Genomic DNA, 20,953 nt, shown 5'->3' on the forward strand with positions numbered 1-20,953 from the left:
CGGCGATCTGGTCGGATCTCAGCGCATAACCGATGGAAAGTCAAATATGCTTGTCAGCAAGGAACTTGATGCGTTAGGCGGCTCAATGCCGGTCCATGAGGGCAGGCTCGTGGCTCACTCGCCCGGCCATCTAGGAAATTGGCACTGGTATGAAGACCACGCACGCGGTACGGGCGAGCTGGCCTGTCGGTTCGCAGAGCCATGGGGCGGCGGGGACCTCGCCTACCGGCTCGGACGCGACCACGACACGGGCAAAGGAGCCTGTGCGTGGCAGGAGGGGTTGATCGAGGAAGCCACCACCGGCCGCAAGGTCAGACGGCCCTCGCACAACGACGCCGGGACCTTCCTGTTCGGTCGGGCGGCCGAGCAGGTCCCCGTTCTGCTGCCCTGTGCCGGTGTGATCGAGGGACACCACACTGGTCTGTCCGCGTGGTTGGAAGTCCGGCTCCGGCTGAAAGCCTTGATGGCCGACTCCAGCGAGGTGGACGAAGCCATCCATCGCGTCGCCGCGGTCATGCCGGAAATCCTGGACGGCTCATGCCCGGCCGTCCCAGACTGGCTCGACCCCCGTGACAAGGTCGCTGTGGAGATGCTAGTCCGCATGACCTACTCGGCCGTGGTCGATGCCGACCGGCTCGATACCGCCGCCCACTTCAGGCCCGGCACGCACATCAGGCCGCACGTCGGGATGGATGAGCTGTCGGAGCGGTACGAGGCCCGCCGACAGGAGGCCATTGGCGAACGTCAGCGCTCTAGGGGAGCCTCCTGGCTGGACAAGCTCCGCGAAAACGTCTACCAGGAGGCACTTGAAGCTGCCGCCGGCAAGCCGGGCGTGTACCGGCTGCACCTTCCGACCGGCGCGGGAAAGACGTTCACCGGTGGGGGCTTCGCCCTCCGCCACGCTTCCCTGCATGGACTGCGGCGCGTCATCGTCGCCGTTCCGTTCATCTCGATCACCGAGCAGAACGCGGCGGAGTACCGAAGTCTCTTGGACCCGGAGCAAGGACCGCCGGTGGTGCTGGAACACCATTCAGCCGTGAACGTCGAAGCACCGCAGTCCGCCACCCCCTCGACGAACGTGCGCCACGGCCAGAAGGGTGGTCAGCCGAACCGGTGGGCGAAACTGGGGACCGAGAACTGGGACGCCCCCTTCATCGTCACCACCACCGTCCGCCTGATCGAAACGATCTTCGGCAACACCCCCTGGGCCACCCGCCGGCTCCACCGGCTCGCCAACTCCGTGATCGTCCTGGACGAGGTCCAGGCTCTCCCCGACAGGCTCCTGACCCCGATCCTCTCGGGCTTGCGGGAACTCGTGGAGCACTACGGCGTGACCCTCGTGCTGTCATCGGCGACCCAGCCGGAACTCGCTGCACTGAACCCCTGGCGCTCCGGCCTCCCACAACGTGACGTCGTCGCCGACCCCACACCGCTCTTCGAACAATTGCGCCGGGTCAGGTACGAGTGGCGGACCGGCCCGGGCGTGACCCTCGCAAACATCGCCGCCGAGGCGGCCGAGCACGACCAGGCCCTCGTCGTGGTCAACGGAACCAAGGACGCCAGTCGGATCCATCGCATCTGGCTCGGTACGAACCGCGACGAAGACCCAGGCATCTTGCACCTATCGACCCGCATGACCGGCAGCCACCGCCGAGAAACCATCCAAGCGACGAAACAACGTCTGGAGAAGGGCCTGGAAACCCTCCTCGTGTCGACCTCTCTCATCGAAGCCGGCGTCAACCTCGACTTCCCCCGCGGATACCGCGCCAGATCAACACCAGAGTCAGAACAACAGGCCGCCGGACGAATCAACCGCGAGGGCAAACGCCCAGCGAACGACAGCATCATGACCATCTTCGACCCCCAGGACGGCCTCAAACCGGAGATGGTCTACAACACGTGCGCCATCGCAGCAGCCTCCTGCCGCTTCGGCGACGGGCTGGCCGATCCCGACAATCTGGACGTCCTCCGCTCGTACTACCAACACCGCTACCGCCTCCAAGCAGGACAACACTCCAAGGACCCCAACGGAGCCACCGGAGAAGTCATCGAAGCGCTGCGAGCAAAGCTGCACTACCCGGAGGTCGCACACAGAATGCGGATGATCGACAACGAACACTCCGTGGCCGTAGTCGTCATCCGCCCCCACCTCGAAGAAGAAGCCCGACAGGCCGCCCAGAAGGCAGTCGACCAGCTCCGCTGCGGCCTGCCGACGCCGGCGACCTACCGCGTCCTGCAGGAACACATGGCATCCATTCCCAAACGGGAACTGGAACTGGCGATCAACACCGGCCACACCATCGCAATCGCCGGTGACCTGCAACAGTGGGTTGGCTCCTACCACTACCAACGAGGCATCGAACCCCCTGCATGACCATTCAGACCACCGAGTAGCATCTCAACCAATGCGCTTGCGGCGCTGTGATCGTTTCTCATGCGTCCAACGATCGCAATCGCTCGATGGTCTGGAGCAATCGGCCGCAGAGCAGGATGGTGATCACCCTTCGGAGCAACTTAGGATCGCAACGACTCGATGAGTTGGCGCGGCATCGCGCTCGACCCTAAGTGGCGGTCACCTTCCGAGGCGGCCGAGGATCGCAACATGGTCAAGAAGGCCGAATTCGGAACTGCTCCCGGATGACTGGCGCCCTTCAGGAAGGCCGAGGATCGCAACGCCGCGACCACCGAGGCGTGGCAGCGCTGGGCCCGATGGCGGTCGCCCTTCGAGGCGGCCGAGGATCGCAACACCAGCGGCGAGATGCGGGCCTCGGCCAGGGGGTTGATGGCGGTCGCCCTTCGGGGTGGCCGAGGATCGCAACGCCACCGGCTTGGAGATTCCGGCAGAGATCCTCCTCGGATGGCGGTCGTCCTTAGAGGCGGCCGGAGATTGCAACTGCTCGACGCGACTCCTCGTCGCGGCCGGAGGGGCATGGCGGTCGCCCTTCGGGGCGGCCGAGGATCGCAACGCCGAACTGGGCACCGGCGACGAAGCCTTCATCCCGCGTGGCTGCCGCCCTCCGGGTGACTGTTGATCGCGACCGCGCCGCGCACACGCAGATGCCCAGCAATCGTCTCGACTACCCTCCGCAATATCTACGGGGCGCCTCCCAGCCTGTGCATTACGCTACTAGATCCCCAGTCGCGGTCTTCCGCTGGGGAGAATCTGGGGAGTACGAGCGGCTCTGGGGAGGATCGGCCGCACAAAGCAAGACGGCTCCTAAAAGATGCCGAAAGGTTCATCTGCGCAGATCAGGGATGATGCTGACCCCATCGCCGCAGGTCAAGGCACCTCAGTAGACAACTTCATGACGGTCTCTTCGCTTCCTGGGGGTCCGCAGAGCCCGGCCCGCATCAGATGCGTGCTCTTCCGCACCTCCGAGCTGCGCCCACTCCTGACCAAGAATCCGGACCATACGCGGATCAGACACCGCCATCGTCCCAGCCGCACCTTCGTCCGGTCGATCCCATCACCGTCCGTTACGCCGTTCCGGTCCGTAGGAGCTCCATCCCTTGAGGTACGGCTTGAGCTCCTCCGGCGTGGGTTCACGTGTGTGCGGCATCTCAGGAAGCCCGTCCAAGGGGTCCATCGACCTCACGTGGCCCCTTGCCCACTCCAACCAGCGACAGGCCGAGTCCAGTACCGACTCGTCCACAGCACCGGCCAACTCGCCGATACGACGTTCCAATGCCACGCAGTACTCACGGAGGACAGCGGCCTCCTGCCAGCGCCCGGCCTCTTCGCGAAGCACCTGGGCGAGTTGCTCGCGAACAGCTTGTTCCTTCGCCCCCTCCATGGCCGCTTGCCAGCGAGCTTCATGTTCTGCCCTAGCCTGCTGCTCATCCTGCCGGCGCCGAGCGTCCTCTACCGCTCGTGCCTCCATCTCTCCAAGGATCACACCCAGGGCTTCTTCAAGCGCCCAGTTCTTCCGGTCCCGCCAACGACCGGGCCGACCGGTCAGACCATGGGCAAGCTCCACGACAAGACGAGCGGAGCGCTCCGGATCCGCGGACTCCGGGAACTCTTGCCTGACGGTGATCGTATACGCGAAGCTGGCGACAGCGACGTCCACTCCGCCCTCACGCGGGAAGAAGGACGACCCGGCTTTCCGCACCTCGTACCCCCGCCGTACCGCCTCAGCCGCCAGACCCTGCAGCAGCAAGAGCGACCTACGGCGCTGCGCATGCGGCATCACCAGCCGACTTTCGTCGTCTTTCAGCGCAGCCACCACCGGATGCGGGTGCACCAGTCGCACGGGGACATGCACCAGGCCCCCGCCCGCCTGGGGTCTCTGACTCCGCGCGTTGGGATGCGGGCCCTCCGCGAGGAACAACTCCAGCCCAGGTCCGCCGTATGGGGCCTTCTCGATGCGTTTGCCCGCTGGCTCCAGGCCGTGCCGCTTCGCGTAGTTGACGACGCGCCGCCACTCCGCGACCTCGTCGCCATCGGGATCAGTGATCCGGACGCGCCCCTCGGCGACGAGCCGGTCGATCAGCTCCTGGGCCTTCGCCCGCCGGGCCCGCGCGACGGGCCGCTCGCTGTAGGGCCTCCGAGGCTTGGCAGGCTCCGCCGGCTCACTGCCGCCTGCAACCGCAGAGTCGTCGTCGATCATCAGGAGCCCACGATCCCGCAAAGCATCGGCCGAGCGCCAGTCGCTCGCCATCCAGGTGCCAGCATCCTCATCGACAACGGGGCGTTCGAGGAGTCCGTGCTGCCGTATAGAGCCGAAAGGTCGTGCATCAGCAGTGGGAGCCCTCTGGGACTTTTCTGGGACTTCCGGCCCCATCAACCGGCACGAGCGTGAAACAGCCGAAAGGTCATTCGCGCAGGTCAGCGGGGCACAGTTCGCCAGCGTGGCAGGTCACAGGGTCGCCATGTCTCTTCCGGGACATCTGATCAGCATGACTCAGTAGGTCTGCGCTCGGCGTCGCCTGCCCTCGGCGCCCCATCGATGCTCGCCATCTCGACAGGATCTGTCCTGCCGACACCGCCTGACACCCCATCAGAACGAGCGTCAAATGAGCGTCACGAGCGTCATTTCAGCGTCAAGATATCGCCCGTAACGCCCACAACGCACATAATGCGCACACACAAAACCGCAGGTCAGGAGCCCTTTACGGCCGGTTCGAGAATCGCCACGCACTCCACATGATGCGTCATCGGGAACAGGTCGAACGCCCGCAGGGTGCGTACCCGGTAGCCGCCCTCGCGGAAGTAGGCCAGGTCTCGGGCCAGGGCTGCCGGGTCGCAGGCGACGTAGGCGATGCGGCGGGCGGCGAGGGAGGTGAGGTGGGCGACCGTCTGGCGGCCGGCGCCGGCGCGGGGCGGGTCGAGGACGATCAGGTCGACCTCGGTGATGCCGGTGCGCGGCAGGATCGACTCGACCTTGCCCTGCTCGATCCGCACGCGCGGGAAGTCGGCGAGGTTGTGCCGGGCGTCCTGCACGGCGCGCTTGCCGGACTCGATGCCGAGGACGGCCCCCTTCTCGCCGATCCGGTCGGCCAGGGCGCCCGCGAACAAACCCACGCCGCAGTACAGGTCGAGCGCCATGTCGCCCTTGCGCGGCAGCAGGCCCTGCATGACCGCCTTGACCAGGGTGTCCGCCGCCTTCGGGTGGACCTGCCAGAAACCGCCGGCGCCCACCCGGTGGGTGCGGCCGTCCGCGCGCTCGCGGACGAAGGGGCGGCCGTGGACGCGGTGGACGCCGCCGGTCTTCTCGTCGACCCGGAGGACCGAGACCGGCTTGTCGAGTTCGACCAGCGGGAGGCGGGCGCCGGGGCGCGGGGTGAGGATCACCTGGCGGTCCTGCGAGCCGGTGGCCGCGATCGCCTCGACGGACTCCATGCCCGTCCAGTCGCGCTGCTCGACGCCGAGTTCGCTGACGCCCTCCGCCGCGATCATGCAGTGCTCGATCGGCTCCACCTCGTGCGAGCGGTGGCGGCGCAGGCCGGCGTGGCCGGTGGCCGGGTCGATCGCGTACTGCACGCGCGTGCGCCACTGCGGGACCTCGCCCGCGGGCAGCTTGTCGCCCTCGGCCGGCATCACCGTGCCGTCCCAGCCGGCCTCCTCGGGCGTCAGGCCCGCCAGCCGCTTCAGCTGCTCGGCGATCACCTCGCCCTTGAGCCGCCGCTGCGCGCCCGGCTTCGCGTGCTGCCAGTCGCAGCCGCCGCACCGGCCGGGGCCGGCGTAGGGGCACGGGGCCTCGATACGGTCCTTGGACGCCTCCAGGATCCGTACCGCGTCCGCGCGCAGGAAGCGCGCCCCTTCCTCGCCCTCGGTGACCCGCGCCACGACCCGCTCGCCGGGCAGCGCGTGCCGCACGAACAGCACCTGGCCCTCGTCGGTGCGGGCGATGCAGTGGCCGCCGTGGGCGACGGGGCCGATCTCGACCTCGTACTCCTGCCCCACCAGCGTGTCCGTCTCCGGCCCCACCTGCGTCTTCTTCGGTTCTGCCTGCATGGTGGGGTGACTCCAGATCGGAAAGCGGGAAACGGCCGGACAACAGCCCACCAGTCTACGTGGGTGTCGTCCGGCCGTTCACCACGAGGCGGGTCCACCGGCCAGTCCACCAGCCGGTCCACCGATCGGCCCGCCAGCCGGTCCACCGATCGGCCCGCCAGCCGGTCGGCGCGGACGGTCCGCAGGCCTTGGGCCCGGAACGCTCTCCGGGCCGCCCCCGCCGCGGACCTCAGCCCTTCGCCGTCGGCGACTCCTTCGGCCGGTCCTGGGCCGGCCCCCGCCGCACCGCGCCCGGCGCGCTCCAGTCCTGGCGCCTGCGGGCCCGCAGCTTCGCCGCCTCGGAGGAGGCGAGCTGGTAGGGCACCGAGGTCACCATGACGCCCGGCGTGAACAGCAGCCGGCCCTTCAGCCGCAGCGCGCTCTGGTTGTGCAGCAGGTGCTCGTACCAGTGGCCGACGACGTACTCCGGGATGATCACGGAGACCGCGTCGCGCGGGGACTCGTTGCGCAGCCCCTTGACGTACTCGATCACCGGGCGGGTGACCTCGCGGTAGGGCGAGTCGAGCACCTTGAGCGGCACGTCGATGCCGCGCCGCTCCCACTCCTCGCGCAGCGCCTTCGTCTCCGCCGGGTCGACGTTGACGGTGAGCGCCTCCAGGGTGTCCGAGCGCATCAGCTTGGCGTAGGCCAGCGCGCGCAGCGTGGGGCGGTGGATCTTGGAGATGAGGACGACGGAGTGCACGCGCGAGGGGCGGACCATGTCGTCGCTGGGGCCCTCGGGGGCGGCGATCTCCTCCGAGACGCGGTCGTAGTGCTTGCGGATCGCCGTCATCGTCGCGAAGAAGATGCACATGCCGAGCAGGGCCACCCACGCGCCGTGGGTGAACTTGGTCAGCAGCACGACGACCAGCACCAGGCCGGTGAGGAAGGCGCCGAAGGCGTTGATGGCGCGCGAGCGGATCATGTGCCGCCGCTTGGTCTCGTCGCGCTCGGTGGCCAGGTGGCGGTTCCAGTGCCGGACCATGCCGATCTGGCTGAGCGTGAAGGACACGAACACGCCGACGATGTACAGCTGGATCAGCCGCGTGGAGTCCGCACCGTACAGCACGGTCAGCAGGGTCGCCGCGCCCGCCAGCAGGACGATGCCGTTGGAGAAGGCGAGGCGGTCGCCGCGGGTGTGCAGCTGGCGCGGCAGGTAGCGGTCCTGGGCGAGGATCGAGCCGAGCAGCGGGAAGCCGTTGTACGCCGTGTTCGCCGCGAGGAACAGGACCAGCGCCGTGGCCGCCGCGAGGACCACGAACAGGAAGCTGCCCTTGCCGAAGACGGCCTCGGCGACCTGGGAGATCACCGGGTTCTGGACGTAGCCGGAGCCGAGCGGGACGCCCTGGCGGAGCAGGTCGGTGGCCGGGTTCTCGGCCATGTGGACCTTCGTCGTCATGGCGAGGCCGATGATGCCGCAGAACATCGTCACGGCCAGCAGGCCCATCATCGCCAGCGTGGTCGCGGCGTTCTTGGCCTTGGGCTTGCGGAAGGCCGGGACGCCGTTGGAGATCGCCTCCACGCCGGTGAGCGCCGCACAACCGGAGGAGAAGGCGCGCAGCAGCAGGAAGACCAGCGCGAAGCCGGCCAGTCCCTGGTGCTCGGCCTTGATGTGGAAGTCGGCGGTCGGCGCGCGCATGGTGTCGTCGAGGACCAGGCCGCGGAACGCGCCCCACACGATCATGATGAAGACGCCGGCCACGAACACGTACGTCGGGATCGCGAACAGCGTGCCCGACTCGCGCACCCCGCGCAGGTTCATCAGCGTCAGCAGCACGATCACGGCGACCGCGCACAGCACCTTGTGCTCGACGACGAACGGCACGGCCGAGCCGAGGTTCTCGATGCCGGAGGAGATCGACACGGCCACGGTCATGACGTAGTCGACGAGCAGCGCGCTCGCGACCGTGAGACCCGCCTTGGGGCCGAGGTTGGTGGTCGCGACCTCGTAGTCGCCGCCGCCGCTCGGGTAGGCGTGCACGTTCTGCCGGTAGGAGGCGACCACGGTGAACATCAGCACCACGACCGCCACCGCGATCCACGGGCTGAAGTGGTACGCCGACACGCCCGCGATGGACAGCACCAGCAGGACCTCGCCGGGCGCGTACGCCACGGAGGACAACGGGTCGGAGGCGAAGACGGGTAGTGCGATGCGCTTCGGCAGAAGGGTCTCCCCCAGCCGGTCGCTGCGCAGTGCGCGCCCGATCAGAATCCGTTTGGGCACGTCGGTCAGTTTGGACACAACAGAGGATCGTAGGGCTTCGAACTGAGGCTCGCCCACCTGCCACCCGAGATCTGCCTCACGAGTGAAATCGGCGGCGGCCGGGGCGACGGATTCCGCAGGTGAGGGGGGAGCCGTGCCTAGATGGCTGAATTCCCGGCGAATTCTTCGCCCGCGCCGACACCCGGAGGTCCTCATGCCCCCGACCGCGGAGCTGATCGGCGCCGCAGCAGCGCTGCTCGGCCTCGGATTCCTGACCCTGCGCAGCGTGCGCAGCATCACTCGGCGCAGGGCGCCGGAGGCGGAATAGGACGCCTTCCGGGCTTCTCCGGACGCGTGCGGGGGGCTCTCCGGGCGCGTGCGGGGGCCTTGGCCTTCTCCGGGCGCGCTGTGCGGGGGCTCCCTCCGGACGCCGTTCGGGCCGGTCGGGGCGCTGTGCGGGGGCACCTCCGGACCACCTTCGTGCCGGTCCGGGCGCTGTGCGGGGACTCCTCCGGACGCCGTTCGGGCCGGTCCGGGCGCCCTGCGGGGCCTCCCGGGTGCCTTCCGGGCCGGTCCGGGCGCGCCCTGCGGGGCCTCCCGGCGCCTTCCGGGCCGTCCGGGAGACGCCTGCCGGAGCGGTTCGAACGCCCGTGCAAGGCCCCGGGAGGCAGCCGTCCGCCCGCGCTCGCGGAGCGCCTGCGCAGCGGTCCGTTCCCGCCCCGGCCGGGCGTCCGTCCGCGGCGGCGGGAGGTCGGACGCGTCCCGCGATGCGGCACGGGGGTGCCCCTCCCGTACCGGGCATGTGTAGCTTGTCCCTCTGTCTGAGACCCTGATGGGGCTGAGCAGTAGCTATTGACACCGGAAGGACGGTCGTGCACATCGTCATCATGGGCTGCGGGAGAGTGGGTTCCGCTCTCGCCCAGACCCTGGAGCAACAGGGGCACACGGTCGCCGTGATCGACCAGGACCCCACCGCCTTCCGCCGGCTGGGCCCTGGATTCGGCGGCCGCCGGGTCACCGGGATCGGCTTCGACCAGGACACCCTGCGCGAGGCGGGCATCGAGGAGGCCGGCGCCTTCGCGGCCGTCTCCAGCGGCGACAACTCCAACATCATCTCCGCGCGGGTGGCCCGCGAGATGTTCGGCGTGCAGAACGTCGCGGCCCGGATCTACGACCCCCGCCGCGCCGAGGTCTACCAGCGCCTGGGCATCCCGACGGTGGCCACGGTCCGCTGGACGGCCGACCAGATGCTGCGCCGGCTGCTGCCCTCGGGCGCGGAGCCGCTGTGGCGCGACCCCACCGGCGGGGTCCAGCTCGCCGAGGTGCACGCCTCCCCGAAGTGGGTCGGCCACAAGATCAGCAAGCTGCAGGAGGAGACGGGCGTCCGGGTGGCGTTCCTGACCCGCCTCGGCGAGTCGATGCTCCCGTCGTCGCAGACGGTGCTGCAGGAGGGCGACCTCGTGCACGTGATGATGCGGACGGACGAGGTGGAGAAGGTCGAGGCGGCGTTCGCCGAGGGCCCCGAAGAGGAGAGCGGTCACTGATGAGGGTCGCCATTGCCGGTGCCGGAGCGGTCGGTCGTTCGATCGCGGCCGAGCTGCTGGAGAACGGCCACGAGGTCCTTCTCGTCGACAAGGCGCCGACCGCCATCTCGGTCGAGCGCGTGCCGCAGGCCGAGTGGCTGCTGGCCGACGCCTGCGAGATCACGTCCCTGGACGAGGCCGCGCTGCAGCGCTGCAACGTGGTGATCGCCGCGACCGGCGACGACAAGGTGAACCTGGTCGTCTCCCTGCTGGCGAAGACGGAGTACGGCGTCCCGCGGGTGGTCGCCCGGGTGAACAACCCGAAGAACGAGTGGCTGTTCAACGAGGCGTGGGGCGTGGACGTCGCCGTGTCCACGCCGCGGCTGATGTCCGCCCTGGTGGAGGAGGCGGTGAGCGTCGGCGATCTGGTCCGGCTGCTGCGCTTCAGCCACGGCGACGCCAACCTGGTCGAGCTGACCCTGCCGGAGGAGTCGGCGCTGGCCGGCACCCAGGTCGGCGACGTGCAGTGGCCGGAGGACACCTCGCTGGTCACCATCATCCGCGGCACCCGGGTGCTCACCCCGTCGCAGGAGGACTCGCTGGAGGCGGGCGACGAACTGCTGTTCGTGGCCGCGCAGGCCCGTGAGGAGCAGCTGGAGGACCTGCTGTCGGTGCGGCGCGCGGACCTGGAGGGCTGAGGCCCTCCGGGAGCTTCCGGCTCTTACGACGGCGAGGGGCCGCTCGGAGATCTCCGGGCGGCCCCTCGCCGTCGTCGTATCGTCGTAAGGCGTCGTACGGCCGCGCTGGGCGGCTACGCCTCCCGGCGGTGCCGGCCCGCGGCCGGTCCGGCGGGTCCGGCCGCCCCGGCAGGTCCGGACGCTCCGGCGGGGCCAGACGCTCTGGCGGGTCCGGACGCTCCAGCGGGACCAGATGCTCCGGCGGGTCCCGCCGGGCCGTCCGCCGCACCGGCCGCGCCCGGCGTCTCGCCGCGCTCCGCCGCGAGGGCGGCCGCCTTGCGCTCCTCCTCGGCCTTCTCCTCCGCCTCCATCTCCGCGAACACGTCGATGGGCGGCGGCGCCTTCGCCAGGAACACCCAGGTCAGATACACCGCGAGCAGGAACGGCGGGATCTTCAGGATGACCAGGACCCAGCCGAGCTGGGTGGTGTCCGCCCACCAGTACAGCGGGAAGAGGATCGCGCACTTGGCGAAGAGGATCAGGCCCCAGGCCCAACTGGCCTTGGTGTACGCCTTCTTGCGGCCCGGGTTGCGGGTGCGCCAGGAGAGGTTCTCCTTGAAGACCGGGCCGAGGATCAGACCGATCAGCGGCACCCCGGCGAGCGCCGTGACGATGTACGCCACGCTCAGCCCCAGGGTGTAGAGCATGCCGGGCAGGTAGAAGTCCTTGGCGTTGCCGGTCATCATCGCGAAGACCACGCCGAACGCCACGCCGAAGACGCCGCTGAAGGCGTGCTTGACGGTGTCCCGCATCGCCAGCCGGACCGCGACCAGCCCGAGGGAGACCACGAGCGCGGCGATCGCGGACCAGTGCAGGTCCTTGTTGATCGTGAAGATGGTGACGAAGAGCAGGCCCGGCAGGACCGTCTCCACCATGCCCCGCACTCCGCCGAACGCCTCGAACAGCGCGGCCTCCGTCACCGCCCTGGCCTCGGCGTCGGCGGTCGTGTCTTCGGTCGGCTTGTCGAGTGACGTCACGGGCTACTCCCGTCCGAGGGGTCGCAGTTCGTACTTGGGGTTGAACAGCACCCGGCGGCCCCGGCTCATGGAGATCCGGCCCGATGCGATCAGCTTGCGCCCCGGTTCTATCCCGACGATGGAGCGCCTGCCGAGCCACACCACGTCCAGGGCGGCGGAGCCGTCGAACAGCTCCGCCTCCAGGGCGGGGACTCCGGCGCGCGGGCGCAGGGTGACCGTGCGCAAGGTACCAGTAACGGTGACGACCTGGCGGTCGTGACAGTCACCGATACGGGTGCATCCGGTGGTCTCGGCGTCCTCCCGCAGCTCCTGCGACTCCAGGTCCTCCTGGGACGTGGAGAGCCGGTCGAGCATGCGCCGGAACCGGCCCACCGGCTTTTCGGAACGCGGAACAGCACTCATATCTGAAGCGTACCGGGGTGTGCGCAGGACGCCGTAACCGCGCTCACTTCTCGAACCGGTAGCCCATGCCGGGCTCGGTGACGAAGTGCTCGGGGTGCGAGGGGTCGGCCTCCAGCTTGCGGCGCAGCTGGGCCATGTAGACGCGCAGGTAGTTCGTCTCGGTCCCGTACGACGGCCCCCACACCTCCTGGAGCAGCTGCTTCTGGCTGACCAGGCGGCCGGTGTTGCGCACCAGCACCTCCAGCAGATGCCACTCGGTCGGGGTGAGGCGTACGTCCTTGCCGCCGCGGTTGACCTTCTTCGCGGCCAGGTCGACGGTGAACTGCTCGGTCTCCACCGTGGTGACCTCGTCGTCGCCGGCGCCCACCGGCTCGGCCCGGCGGACGGCGGCGCGCAGCCGGGCCAGCAGTTCGTCCATGCCGAAGGGCTTGGTGACGTAGTCGTCGGCGCCGGCGTCCAGCGCCTCGACCTTCTCGTCGGAGGAGTGCCGGGCGGACAGGACGAGGATCGGCACCCGGGTCCAGCCGCGCAGGCCCCTGATCACCTCGACGCCGTCCATGTCGGGCAGCCCGAGGTCGAGGACGATCACGTCGGGGTGACGGGAGGCGGCCAGGCCGAGGGCGGTGCGGCCGTCGCCCGCGGCGTCGACCTCGTACTTGCGGGCCTTGAGGTTGATCACGAGGGCGCGCACGATCTGCGGCTCGTCGTCGACCACCAGCACCCTGGTCATGAAACCTGCCTTTCGGGGTGTACGGGGCTGCTCTGCGCGCCCTCGGGGCGGTCCGGCTGCGCACGGCCGTCGGGTCCGGGGCGGTCCGCTCCGGCACGGCCCGGCTCGGCACGGCCCGGCTCGGGGCGGTCCGGCTCGACACGGTCCGGCTGCGCACGGTCTGGTGCGGGGCCGTCCTGTCCGGGGCGGGGGCCGGCGGCGCGGAGGGTGAGCACCATGGTGAGGCCGCCGCCGGGGGTGTCCTCGGCGCCGAGGGTGCCGCCCATGGCCTCGGCGAAACCGCGGGCCACCGCGAGTCCGAGGCCGACGCCCGCCCCGCGCGGGGCGTCGCCGTAGCGCTGGAACGGCTCGAAGATACGATCCTTCGCGTCGTCCGGGACACCGGGCCCGCGGTCCACGACCCGTACCTCCACCCGGTCGGCGATGGCGCTGGCGGACACCAGGACCCGTGCGCGGGCCGGGCTGTACTTCACGGCGTTCTCCACGATGTTGGCCATCGCGCGCTCCAGCAGCCCGGCGTCCACGGCGACCATCGGCAGCGTCTCGGGCACGTCCAGCTCCACGCTGTCCTCGGGGACGCCGCCGAGCGCCATCGGCACCACCTCGTCGAGGTCGATCTCGCGGATCAGCGGGGTGACGGTGCCGGTCTGCAGCCGGGACATGTCCAGCAGGTTCCCCACCAGGTGGTCGAGGCGGTCGGCGCCCTCCTCGATGCCGCCGAGCAGTTCGGCCCGGTCCTCCTCGGACCACTCGACGTCCTCGGAGCGCAGCGAGGTGACGGCGGCCTTGATCCCGGCGAGCGGGGTGCGCAGATCGTGGCTGACGGCGGCGAGCAGCGCCGTGCGGATGCGGTTGCCCTCGGCGAGGGCGCGGGCCCGGTCGGCCTCCTCCTGGAGGCGGCGGCGGTCCAGTACGACGGCGGCCTGGGCGGCGAAGGCGGCGAGCACCCGGCGGTCGGAGGCGGGCAGCACCCGGCCGGTGAGCGCGAGCGCCATGTGGTCGCCGACCGGCATGTCCACGTCGGCGTCCTCGGGGCGCTGGAGGGGCCGGTCGGCGCCGACCCGGCCGGCGCAGGTCCAGGGGTCCACGTCGCTCTGCCGTTCCAGCAGGGCCACCGAGTCCATCCCGAAGGTCTCGCGGACCCTCTCCAGCAGTGCTTCGAGGCTGGTCTCGCCGCGCAGGACGCTGCCGGCGAGGAAGGACAGTATCTCCGCCTCGGCGCGCAACCGGGCGGCCTGGTGGGTGCGGCGGGCGGCCAGGTCCACCACGGAGGCCACGGACACGGCGACGCCGACGAAGATCGCTATGGCGACGATGTTCTTGGGGTCGGCGATGGTGAGCCGGTGCAGCGGGGGTGTGTAGAAGTAGTTCAGCAGGAACGATCCGACGGCCGCCGAGGCGAGCGCCGGGAGCAGTCCGCCGAGCAGCGCCGCCGCCACGGTCAGGGCGAGGAACAGCAGCATGTCGTTGGCGAGGCCGAGGTCCACGGTGCTCAGCAGCAGCCCGAGCAGGGCCGGTCCGGCCACCGCCATCAGCCAGCCGGACACGATCCGGGCCCGGCCGAGCCGCGCGCCCCGGGCCACGGGCAGGCCGCGTCCCTTGGCGATCTGGCCGTGGGTGACGATGTGCACGTCGAGGTCGGGGCCGGACTCGCGGGCGACCGTGGCGCCCACGCCGGGTCCGAAGACGTACTGCCAGGTCTTGCGGCGCGAGGAGCCGAGCACGATCTGGGTGGCGTTGACGCCGCGCGCGAAGTCGAGCAGCGCGGCCGGTATGTCGTCGCCGACCACGTGGTGGAAGGTGCCGCCCAGGTCCTCCACGAGGGTGCGCTGGAGGGCCAGCTCCTTGGGGGAGGCGGAGGTCAGTCCGTCGCTGCGGGCGACGTAGACGGCCATCACCTCGCCGCCGGCGCCCTTCTCGGCGAGGCGGACGGCACGGCGGATCAGGGTGCGTCCCTCGGGGCCGCCGGTCAGGCCGACCACGATCCGCTCGCGCGAGCCCCAGATCCGGGAGACCTGGTGCTCGCTGCGGTAGCGCTGGAGGTACTCGTCGACGCGGTCGGCCACCCACAGCAGGGCGAGTTCGCGCAGCGCCGTCAGGTTGCCGGGGCGGAAGTAGTTGGACAGGGCCGCGTCGACCTTGTCGGGCTGGTAGACGTTGCCGTGCGCCAGACGGCGGCGCAGCGCCTCGGGCGACATGTCGACCAGTTCGATCTGGTCGGCGCGGCGGACGATCTCGTCGGGCACGGTCTCGCGCTGCCGCACCCCGGTGATGGACTCCACCACGTCGCCGAGGGATTCCAGGTGCTGGATGTTGACGGTGGAGACGACGTCGATGCCGGCGGCGAGCAGTTCCTCCACGTCCTGCCAGCGCTTGTCGTTGCGGGAGCCGGGGACGTTGGTGTGGGCGAGTTCGTCCACGAGGGCGACGGCGGGGGCGCGGCGCAGCACGGCGTCCACGTCCATCTCGGTGAAGGCGCCGCCGCGGTGGGTCAGCTCGACGCGGGGGACCTGTTCCAGGCCGTGCAGCATCACCTCGGTGCGGGGGCGGCCGTGGTGTTCCACGAACGCGACGACGCAGTCGGTGCCGCGCTCGACCCGGCGGTGCGCCTCGGAGAGCATCGCGTAGGTCTTGCCCACGCCCGGTGCCGCGCCGAGATAGATCCGGAGCTTGCCGCGTCCCATGGCCTCATTGTCTTCCGTCACGTCCGTGCACGCCGGATCGACCCTACGACCGGCGATCGGGACAAAAGGTGCTGGACAGGGGGTGGACGACGGTCTTTGACACATCCCTGACGTCGAGGCCCGGGCACCGCCCCGTTCCCAGCAGGACGGCGACCGACCGCAGGGGGAGCGATACCCGACCCACGGCGCGCGGCCAGGGCCGATGCCCGGCACACGGCGCGCGGCCGGGGCCGACGCGGGGCAGACGGCGACCGATCGGGGCCGAAGCTCGGCGGACAGCGGGCGGCCGGGGCCGGCACCCGACGGGTGCTCCGCGGTCGCGGCCGACGCGGGGCAGAGAGCACCCGGCCCGGACCGACATCCAGCAGGCCGGGGACCGAGCGAGGCCGACGCCTGGCACCGCGACGACCCGACCGTGGCCCACACCGGACACCCGGCAGACGGGCAGCGGCAGGCGGCGACGCCCCGCAGACGGCGTGCGGCCGAGGCCGACGCCGGGGAGGCGGCGTGCGGCCCAGGCCGACGCCGGGCCGTCGTGGCGGAGTCCCGCCGCGCGGGGGCGGCGTCCGGTGGTGACGGTGACCGCCCGGTCGTCGTCGGCCGCGTCCGGTTCCCCCGGTGGGCGTCCGGTCGTCGTCGCTTGCCTCCGGTTCTCCCCCGGCGGGTGCCCGCTCGTGCCGGGGTGCGCCGGAGGCCGCCCCGGGCACGGGCCGGTCGGCGCCCGGCCGACCGATCCCCGGCCGGTCGGTGCCCGGCCCCTCAGTGCTCGACTATCTCGCCGTCGCGCAGTTCCAGGACGCGGTCGGCCAGGCCGAGGAGGGTCTGGTCGTGGGTGGCGACCAGGGCGGTGACCCGGCGGCTGTGCACGACGGCCCGCAGCAGCTCCATCACGGCGCGCCCGGTCTCCGCGTCGAGCTGGCCGGTCGGCTCGTCGGCGATCAGGAGCGGGGGGTCGTTGGCCAGGGCGCGGGCTATGGCCACGCGCTGCTGCTGGCCGCCCGACAGCTCGCCGGGCCGCTGCCGGGCGTGGTCGGCGAGGCCGACCAGGGACAGCAGCAGTTCCACCCGCTCCTCGCGCTCGCGCGGGTCCGCGCGCCGCATCCGCAGCGGCACCCCGACGTTCTCGGCGGCCGTGAGGATCGGGATCAGCCCGAAGGACTGGAACACGAACCCGACGCGGTCGCGGCGCAGCGCCAGCAGGCCGTCCTCGCCGAGCGCGGACAGGTCGTCCCCGTCGACCTCGACCCGGCCCTGGTCGGGTTCGTCGAGGCCGCCGACGATGTTGAGCAGGGTGGTCTTGCCGGAGCCGGAGCGGCCCTTGAGGGCGACGAGTTCGCCGCGGGGCACCTCGAAGGAGACTCCGCGCAGCGCGTGCACCGCGCCGGCGCCCTGCCCGTAGGACTTGTGGACGTTCTCGACGCGCACCATCGTCTCGGTGACGACCTGGCTCATGTGTCCCTCCCCGCCGTGCTCCCCCGTGGACCGGACGCCGGTATCGCCACCGGCGACGGTCCCTTCAATCCTCCAACGCCCGGCACTCCGGCTTGGTTCCGGCGCACGGGAAAAGCAGCCGGCGAGCGCCGCGGACAGCGGAAAGGGCCGCGCTCCCCCAGGGATGCGGCCCATGTGCCCGACGGCCGGGCTGTCGCCCGGCCTCCGCGCCGCCGAGTCGCTAGCGCACCTCGGTGATCTCCGGGCCGCGCTGGAGCTGGCCCATGCCGCCGGAGAAGCGGGACTGGCCCTCCTCCTGCTGCACGCCCTCGGGCACCATCTGCGCGTCGTTCGGCAGCTTCAGGACGATCGGGTCGCGGGGCGCCATCGGGCCCTCGCCGCGGACCACGACGGTGTCCCGGAAGATCTGCTCCAGCAGTCCGGCCGCCTGCGGCTGCACCGCGCCCTGGCCGGAGATCACTCCGCGCAGGAACCAGCGGGGACCGTCCACGCCGACGAACCGCACGACCTGGAAGCCGCCCGTGCCGTCGGGCAGCTGCACCGGCACCTGCGCGCGCAGCTCCCAGCCCAGCGGTCCCTCGACCTCGTCGACGATGCCGCCCTGCTGGGTGATGCCGGTGGCGATCTCCTCGCGCACCTCGCCCCAGATGCCCTCGCGCTTGGGCGCGGCGAAGGCCTGGAGCTGTACGGCGCTGTCCCCCAGGACGACGGTCGCCGCGACGATCGCGTCGCCCGCGACCTCCACCCGCAGCTCCATGCCGTCGACGCCGGGCACGAACAGGCCCCCGAGGTCCACCCGGCCCTCGTTCGGGTCGCGCACCTCGGAGCTGTCCCAGGGGCCGTCGGGCCGCGGTTCCGGCTCCAGGCGCACCCGCTCGCGCTCGCCCTCGTCGTCCGCCTCGGTGTCGACGCTGTCGACGACCTGCTCGGCCTCGCCGGCCGCGTCCTCGGCGGCACCCTTCTTCTTGCGACGTCCGAACACGTCACTGTCCTTCCCGGTCGGATACGACCGAAGCGTATCTATTCCCACCCGTCTGACCGCCGTCGGCGGCCCGACCGCTTGTGCCGCTCACGCCGTCCACCGCGGCGTGGCCACCGGTGGACCCGAAGCCCCCCTCGGCCCGCGCCGAGTCGGGAAGCTCCGCCACCTCCTGGAAGCGGACCCTCTCGACCTGCTGGACGACCAGTTGGGCAATCCGGTCGAAGCGCTCGAACCGCACGGACTCGCGCGGGTCGAGATTCACCACGATCACCTTGATCTCCCCACGGTACCCGGCATCAACCGTCCCCGGGGCATTCACGAGGGCGACACCGCAGCGGGCGGCGAGACCGGACCGCGGATGCACGAAGGCCGCGTACCCCTCGGGGAGCGCGACAGACACCCCCGTGGGCAGGACGGCCCGCTCACCGGGCGCGAGTTCGCAGTCCTCGGTGGTGCGCAGATCGGCGCCCGCGTCGCCGGGGTGCTCGTACGCCGGAAGCGGTACGTCGGCGTCGACGCGCCGGATCAGCACGTCCAGGGGCGCGCGGCCGGCGGCGGCCGGGGCGGTCACGGGTTCACCTCGAAGGCGCGGGAGCGCCGGATCTGGTCCGGGTCGTTCATGGCGGCCTGGATCTCCTCCTGGCGGCCGTGGTTCACGAAGTGGTCGACCTTGACCTCGATGAACAGGGCCTGCGCGCGGACGGCGACCGGTCCGTCGGGGCCGCCGATGCGCCCGGTGGCCTGGGAGTAGATCTTGCGTCCGGCGACGGCGGTGACCTCGGCCTCAAGGTGGAGGGTGGTCCCGACGGGCACGGGCCGTACGAAGTCGGTCTCCAGCCGGCCGGTGACGGCGATGGTGCGCAGCAGCCAGTTCAGCGAGCCGAGGGTCTCGTCGAGGGCGGTGGCGAGGAGCCCGCCGTGGGCGAGGCCGGGCGCGCCCTGGTGGGCGGGCTGCACGGTGAACTCGGCGGTGATGGCGACGCCGTCGCCGGCCCGGGCCTGCAGATGCAGTCCGTGCGGCTGGTCACCGCCGCAGCCGAAACACTCGCCGTAGTGCGCGCCGAGGAGTTCCCCGGGCGCGGGGGCGTCGGGGTGCCGGACGGGCTTCACGGCGTCGGCGGGGGGCTGAAGAGCTGCGGAACTGGCACTCACAGGCGCAGACCTTACCCGCGCCCGCGGTCTTCGCCGACACCGTGCCAAGCTAGCTTCATGCAGCCTTCCGCCCAGCCGTACGAAGAACGTCTCACCGCGCCCCGTTCCTGGTGGCTGATCAGCTTTCTGATCGGTGTCTCGTTCGCCCTGATCCTCTTCCCGTTCGGCACCCTGCCGATGCTCGGCGGCCTGGTCGGCGGCACCGCGGCGGCGGCGGTCGTGGCCAGCTCCTACGGCTCGCTGCGGATCCGGGTGGCGGGCGGTCATCTGATCGCGGGCGAGGCGAAGATCCCGGTGACGGCGCTGGGGACTGCGGAGATCCTGGACCCGGAGGAGGCGCGCGCCTGGCGTACGCACAAGGCCGACACCCGGGCCTTCCTGCTGCTGCGCGCCTACATCCCGACGGCGCTGCGGGTGGAGGTCACCGACCCTGAGGACCCGACGCCGTACCTGTACCTGTCGACGCGGGAGCCGCAGCGTCTGGCGGACGCCCTGCGCGAGGCCCGGGCGGCGGCGAAGCCGGAACCGGCGTAGGCGCCCCGGCGCCCGTCTCCTGCGTCCACCTCGGGGACGGGCCGTCGCGCGGGGGTCTCCGGGACGCGCGCGGGGCCGCTGGGACGCGCGCAGGGCCTTGGGGACAGGTGGCCGCTCAGGCGGGGTGCGCCCCTCTCAGGAGGGGTCGTCGTCGCCGAGCTTCAGCGGTCTCTCGGGGGCGTCCAGGGGCGGCAGCTCCGGCAGGGCGTCCCAGGGGACCTGGATCTTGCGCAGGTCCGCTCTGACGCGGGCGGCGAGCTTCTTGGTGTCGCGCCGGTTGATCACGGCGCCGACGGCCGCGCCCACCAGGAACGGCATCAGGTTGGGCAGGTCGCGCACCATGCGCTTCATGATCTGCTGGCGCAGCCGGCGTTTGGTCTGGCCGCCGAGGGCGGCGTCGATCGTCATGGGCTTGCGCACGTCGATCCCGCGCTCCCCCGACCAGGAGGACAGGTACGTGGTGCTGCGGGCCTTGAGCGGCCCGGGCGGCCGTACTCCGTAGACCTCGTGGAGCTCGGCGATCAGCTTCAGCTCGATCGCGGCGACTCCGGTGATCTCCGCGGCCAGTTCGGTCGGCATCGCGGGCGGTACCGGCAGCATGGCCGCCGCGCCGATTCCGGCTCCGACCGTGGACGTCGCGTTGGCGGCGCCGGCCACCAGCTTGTCGGCGAGCTGTTCGGGGCCGAGGCCCGGGAACTGCCGGCGGAGCGTGGCGAGGTCGCGCACGGGTACGCGTGGGGCGATGTCGATGACGCGGTCGGCGAGGTGGGACAGCCCGGCCCTGGCGAGGCTGCCGCTCTTGCGGACGCCGGTGCGGGCGGCTTCGCCGGCCCTGCCGCCGAGCGTCGCGACGCGGCGCCGGGCGAGGGGCGCGGGTCCTTCCGCCGAGGCGGAGTCACCACGCCCGGACACCCGTTCGAGCGAGGCCGATCCCGCTGATGCCGTGGCATCTGTCCGGTCGGACGGACGGGAGGGGCCTCGCTCGTGGTCACGCGCGCCGTAGGAGCCGTCGGACGGCTCCGAGTCCGCTTTCCCGCGAGGGAAGCGGCGCTTCCAAGGAGGGGTCGAGCCGGTCACGGCC

The 20,953-nt window shown here is 71.2% G+C and carries 15 protein-coding genes and 1 pseudogene; 4 read left to right on the plus strand and 12 right to left on the minus strand.

Annotation, left to right across the window (positions count from 1 at the left end):
• Positions 1 to 46: 46 nt before the first annotated feature.
• Positions 47 to 2,374: a CRISPR-associated endonuclease Cas3'' gene (locus K7787_RS00385; RefSeq protein WP_223000057.1), complete on the plus strand. Its 2,328-nt coding sequence runs from the start codon at positions 47 to 49 to the stop codon at positions 2,372 to 2,374.
• 1,093 nt (positions 2,375 to 3,467) lie between these two features.
• Here the strand turns inward: K7787_RS00385 and K7787_RS00390 are convergent.
• The 3 genes from K7787_RS00390 to K7787_RS00400 form a co-directional block, all read right to left on the minus strand.
• On the minus strand, positions 3,468 to 4,661 hold the full coding sequence (locus K7787_RS00390; protein ID WP_247720387.1) for a hypothetical protein: 1,194 nt from the start codon (positions 4,659 to 4,661) through the stop codon (positions 3,468 to 3,470).
• 440 nt (positions 4,662 to 5,101) lie between these two features.
• Positions 5,102 to 6,457 carry a class I SAM-dependent RNA methyltransferase gene (locus K7787_RS00395; RefSeq protein ID WP_223000058.1) on the minus strand — a complete coding sequence of 452 codons (1,356 nt, stop codon included), beginning with the start codon at positions 6,455 to 6,457 and terminating at the stop codon, positions 5,102 to 5,104.
• A 229-nt stretch (positions 6,458 to 6,686) separates the two neighbouring features.
• A complete protein-coding gene (locus tag K7787_RS00400; RefSeq protein WP_223000059.1) occupies positions 6,687 to 8,738 on the minus strand; it encodes an APC family permease in 2,052 nt (683 codons plus the stop codon).
• An 833-nt stretch (positions 8,739 to 9,571) separates the two neighbouring features.
• On the opposite strand from K7787_RS00400, the gene K7787_RS00405 reads away from it, so the two are divergent.
• The gene (locus K7787_RS00405; RefSeq protein ID WP_009191122.1) at positions 9,572 to 10,243 is read left to right on the plus strand and encodes a potassium channel family protein; all 672 of its coding nucleotides are present in this window, start codon (positions 9,572 to 9,574) and stop codon (positions 10,241 to 10,243) included.
• The gene (locus K7787_RS00410; RefSeq protein WP_009191121.1) at positions 10,243 to 10,920 is read left to right on the plus strand and encodes a potassium channel family protein; all 678 of its coding nucleotides are present in this window, start codon (positions 10,243 to 10,245) and stop codon (positions 10,918 to 10,920) included. The genes K7787_RS00405 and K7787_RS00410 overlap by 1 nt, the downstream gene beginning before the upstream one ends.
• 275 nt (positions 10,921 to 11,195) lie before the next feature.
• Here the strand turns inward: K7787_RS00410 and K7787_RS00415 are convergent.
• From K7787_RS00415 to K7787_RS00450, 8 genes and pseudogenes are all read right to left on the minus strand, one after another.
• Positions 11,196 to 11,936: pseudogene (locus K7787_RS00415) on the minus strand (DUF3159 domain-containing protein); the annotation flags it as partial.
• 3 nt (positions 11,937 to 11,939) lie between these two features.
• Positions 11,940 to 12,338, minus strand: a complete 399-nt coding sequence (locus tag K7787_RS00420) for an OB-fold nucleic acid binding domain-containing protein (protein ID WP_078512113.1) — start codon at positions 12,336 to 12,338, stop codon at positions 11,940 to 11,942.
• A 43-nt stretch (positions 12,339 to 12,381) separates the two neighbouring features.
• Positions 12,382 to 13,068, minus strand: coding sequence for a response regulator (locus tag K7787_RS00425; RefSeq protein WP_223000061.1), 687 nt, complete (start codon positions 13,066 to 13,068; stop codon positions 12,382 to 12,384).
• The gene (locus K7787_RS00430; RefSeq protein ID WP_223000062.1) at positions 13,065 to 15,752 is read right to left on the minus strand and encodes an ATP-binding protein; all 2,688 of its coding nucleotides are present in this window, start codon (positions 15,750 to 15,752) and stop codon (positions 13,065 to 13,067) included. The genes K7787_RS00425 and K7787_RS00430 overlap by 4 nt, the downstream gene beginning before the upstream one ends.
• Positions 15,753 to 16,511: 759 nt before the next feature.
• Positions 16,512 to 17,204 carry an ABC transporter ATP-binding protein gene (locus K7787_RS00435; RefSeq protein ID WP_223000063.1) on the minus strand — a complete coding sequence of 231 codons (693 nt, stop codon included), beginning with the start codon at positions 17,202 to 17,204 and terminating at the stop codon, positions 16,512 to 16,514.
• 220 nt (positions 17,205 to 17,424) lie between these two features.
• Positions 17,425 to 18,186 carry a DUF3710 domain-containing protein gene (locus K7787_RS00440; protein ID WP_019981848.1) on the minus strand — a complete coding sequence of 254 codons (762 nt, stop codon included), beginning with the start codon at positions 18,184 to 18,186 and terminating at the stop codon, positions 17,425 to 17,427.
• A gap of 1 nt (position 18,187) precedes the next feature.
• Positions 18,188 to 18,757 (minus strand): dUTP diphosphatase, encoded by a 570-nt coding sequence (dut, locus tag K7787_RS00445; protein WP_308036260.1) that lies wholly within the window; start codon positions 18,755 to 18,757, stop codon positions 18,188 to 18,190.
• Positions 18,754 to 19,338: a PaaI family thioesterase gene (locus tag K7787_RS00450; protein WP_009191113.1), complete on the minus strand. Its 585-nt coding sequence runs from the start codon at positions 19,336 to 19,338 to the stop codon at positions 18,754 to 18,756. The genes dut and K7787_RS00450 overlap by 4 nt, the downstream gene beginning before the upstream one ends.
• Positions 19,339 to 19,395: 57 nt before the next feature.
• Here K7787_RS00450 and K7787_RS00455 point away from each other — a divergent pair, with 57 nt between their 5' ends.
• On the plus strand, positions 19,396 to 19,872 hold the full coding sequence (locus tag K7787_RS00455; RefSeq protein WP_009191112.1) for a DUF3093 domain-containing protein: 477 nt from the start codon (positions 19,396 to 19,398) through the stop codon (positions 19,870 to 19,872).
• A gap of 135 nt (positions 19,873 to 20,007) precedes the next feature.
• On the opposite strand, the gene K7787_RS00460 is transcribed toward K7787_RS00455, so the two are convergent.
• Complete coding sequence (locus tag K7787_RS00460; protein WP_223000064.1) at positions 20,008 to 20,949, minus strand: hypothetical protein; 942 nt, start codon at positions 20,947 to 20,949, stop codon at positions 20,008 to 20,010.
• Between the last annotated feature and the right edge of the window lie 4 nt (positions 20,950 to 20,953).

The organism is Streptomyces sennicomposti (assembly GCF_019890635.1).
Taxonomy (GTDB): Bacteria; Actinomycetota; Actinomycetes; order Streptomycetales; family Streptomycetaceae; genus Streptomyces; species Streptomyces sennicomposti.

Excerpts from the sequence above, each read along its gene's own strand:
- K7787_RS00455 (WP_009191112.1), top strand. The coding sequence starts at position 19,396 with ATGCAGCCTTCCGCCCAGCCGTACGAAGAACGTCTCACCGCGCCCCGT.
- K7787_RS00430 (WP_223000062.1), bottom strand. The coding sequence starts at position 15,752 with ATGGGACGCGGCAAGCTCCGGATCTATCTCGGCGCGGCACCGGGCGTG.
- K7787_RS00435 (WP_223000063.1), bottom strand. The coding sequence starts at position 17,204 with ATGAGCCAGGTCGTCACCGAGACGATGGTGCGCGTCGAGAACGTCCAC.
- K7787_RS00425 (WP_223000061.1), bottom strand. The coding sequence starts at position 13,068 with ATGACCAGGGTGCTGGTGGTCGACGACGAGCCGCAGATCGTGCGCGCC.
- K7787_RS00410 (WP_009191121.1), top strand. The coding sequence starts at position 10,243 with ATGAGGGTCGCCATTGCCGGTGCCGGAGCGGTCGGTCGTTCGATCGCG.
- K7787_RS00385 (WP_223000057.1), top strand. The coding sequence starts at position 47 with ATGCTTGTCAGCAAGGAACTTGATGCGTTAGGCGGCTCAATGCCGGTC.
- K7787_RS00390 (WP_247720387.1), bottom strand. The coding sequence starts at position 4,661 with ATGGCGAGCGACTGGCGCTCGGCCGATGCTTTGCGGGATCGTGGGCTC.
- K7787_RS00420 (WP_078512113.1), bottom strand. The coding sequence starts at position 12,338 with ATGAGTGCTGTTCCGCGTTCCGAAAAGCCGGTGGGCCGGTTCCGGCGC.
- K7787_RS00395 (WP_223000058.1), bottom strand. The coding sequence starts at position 6,457 with ATGCAGGCAGAACCGAAGAAGACGCAGGTGGGGCCGGAGACGGACACG.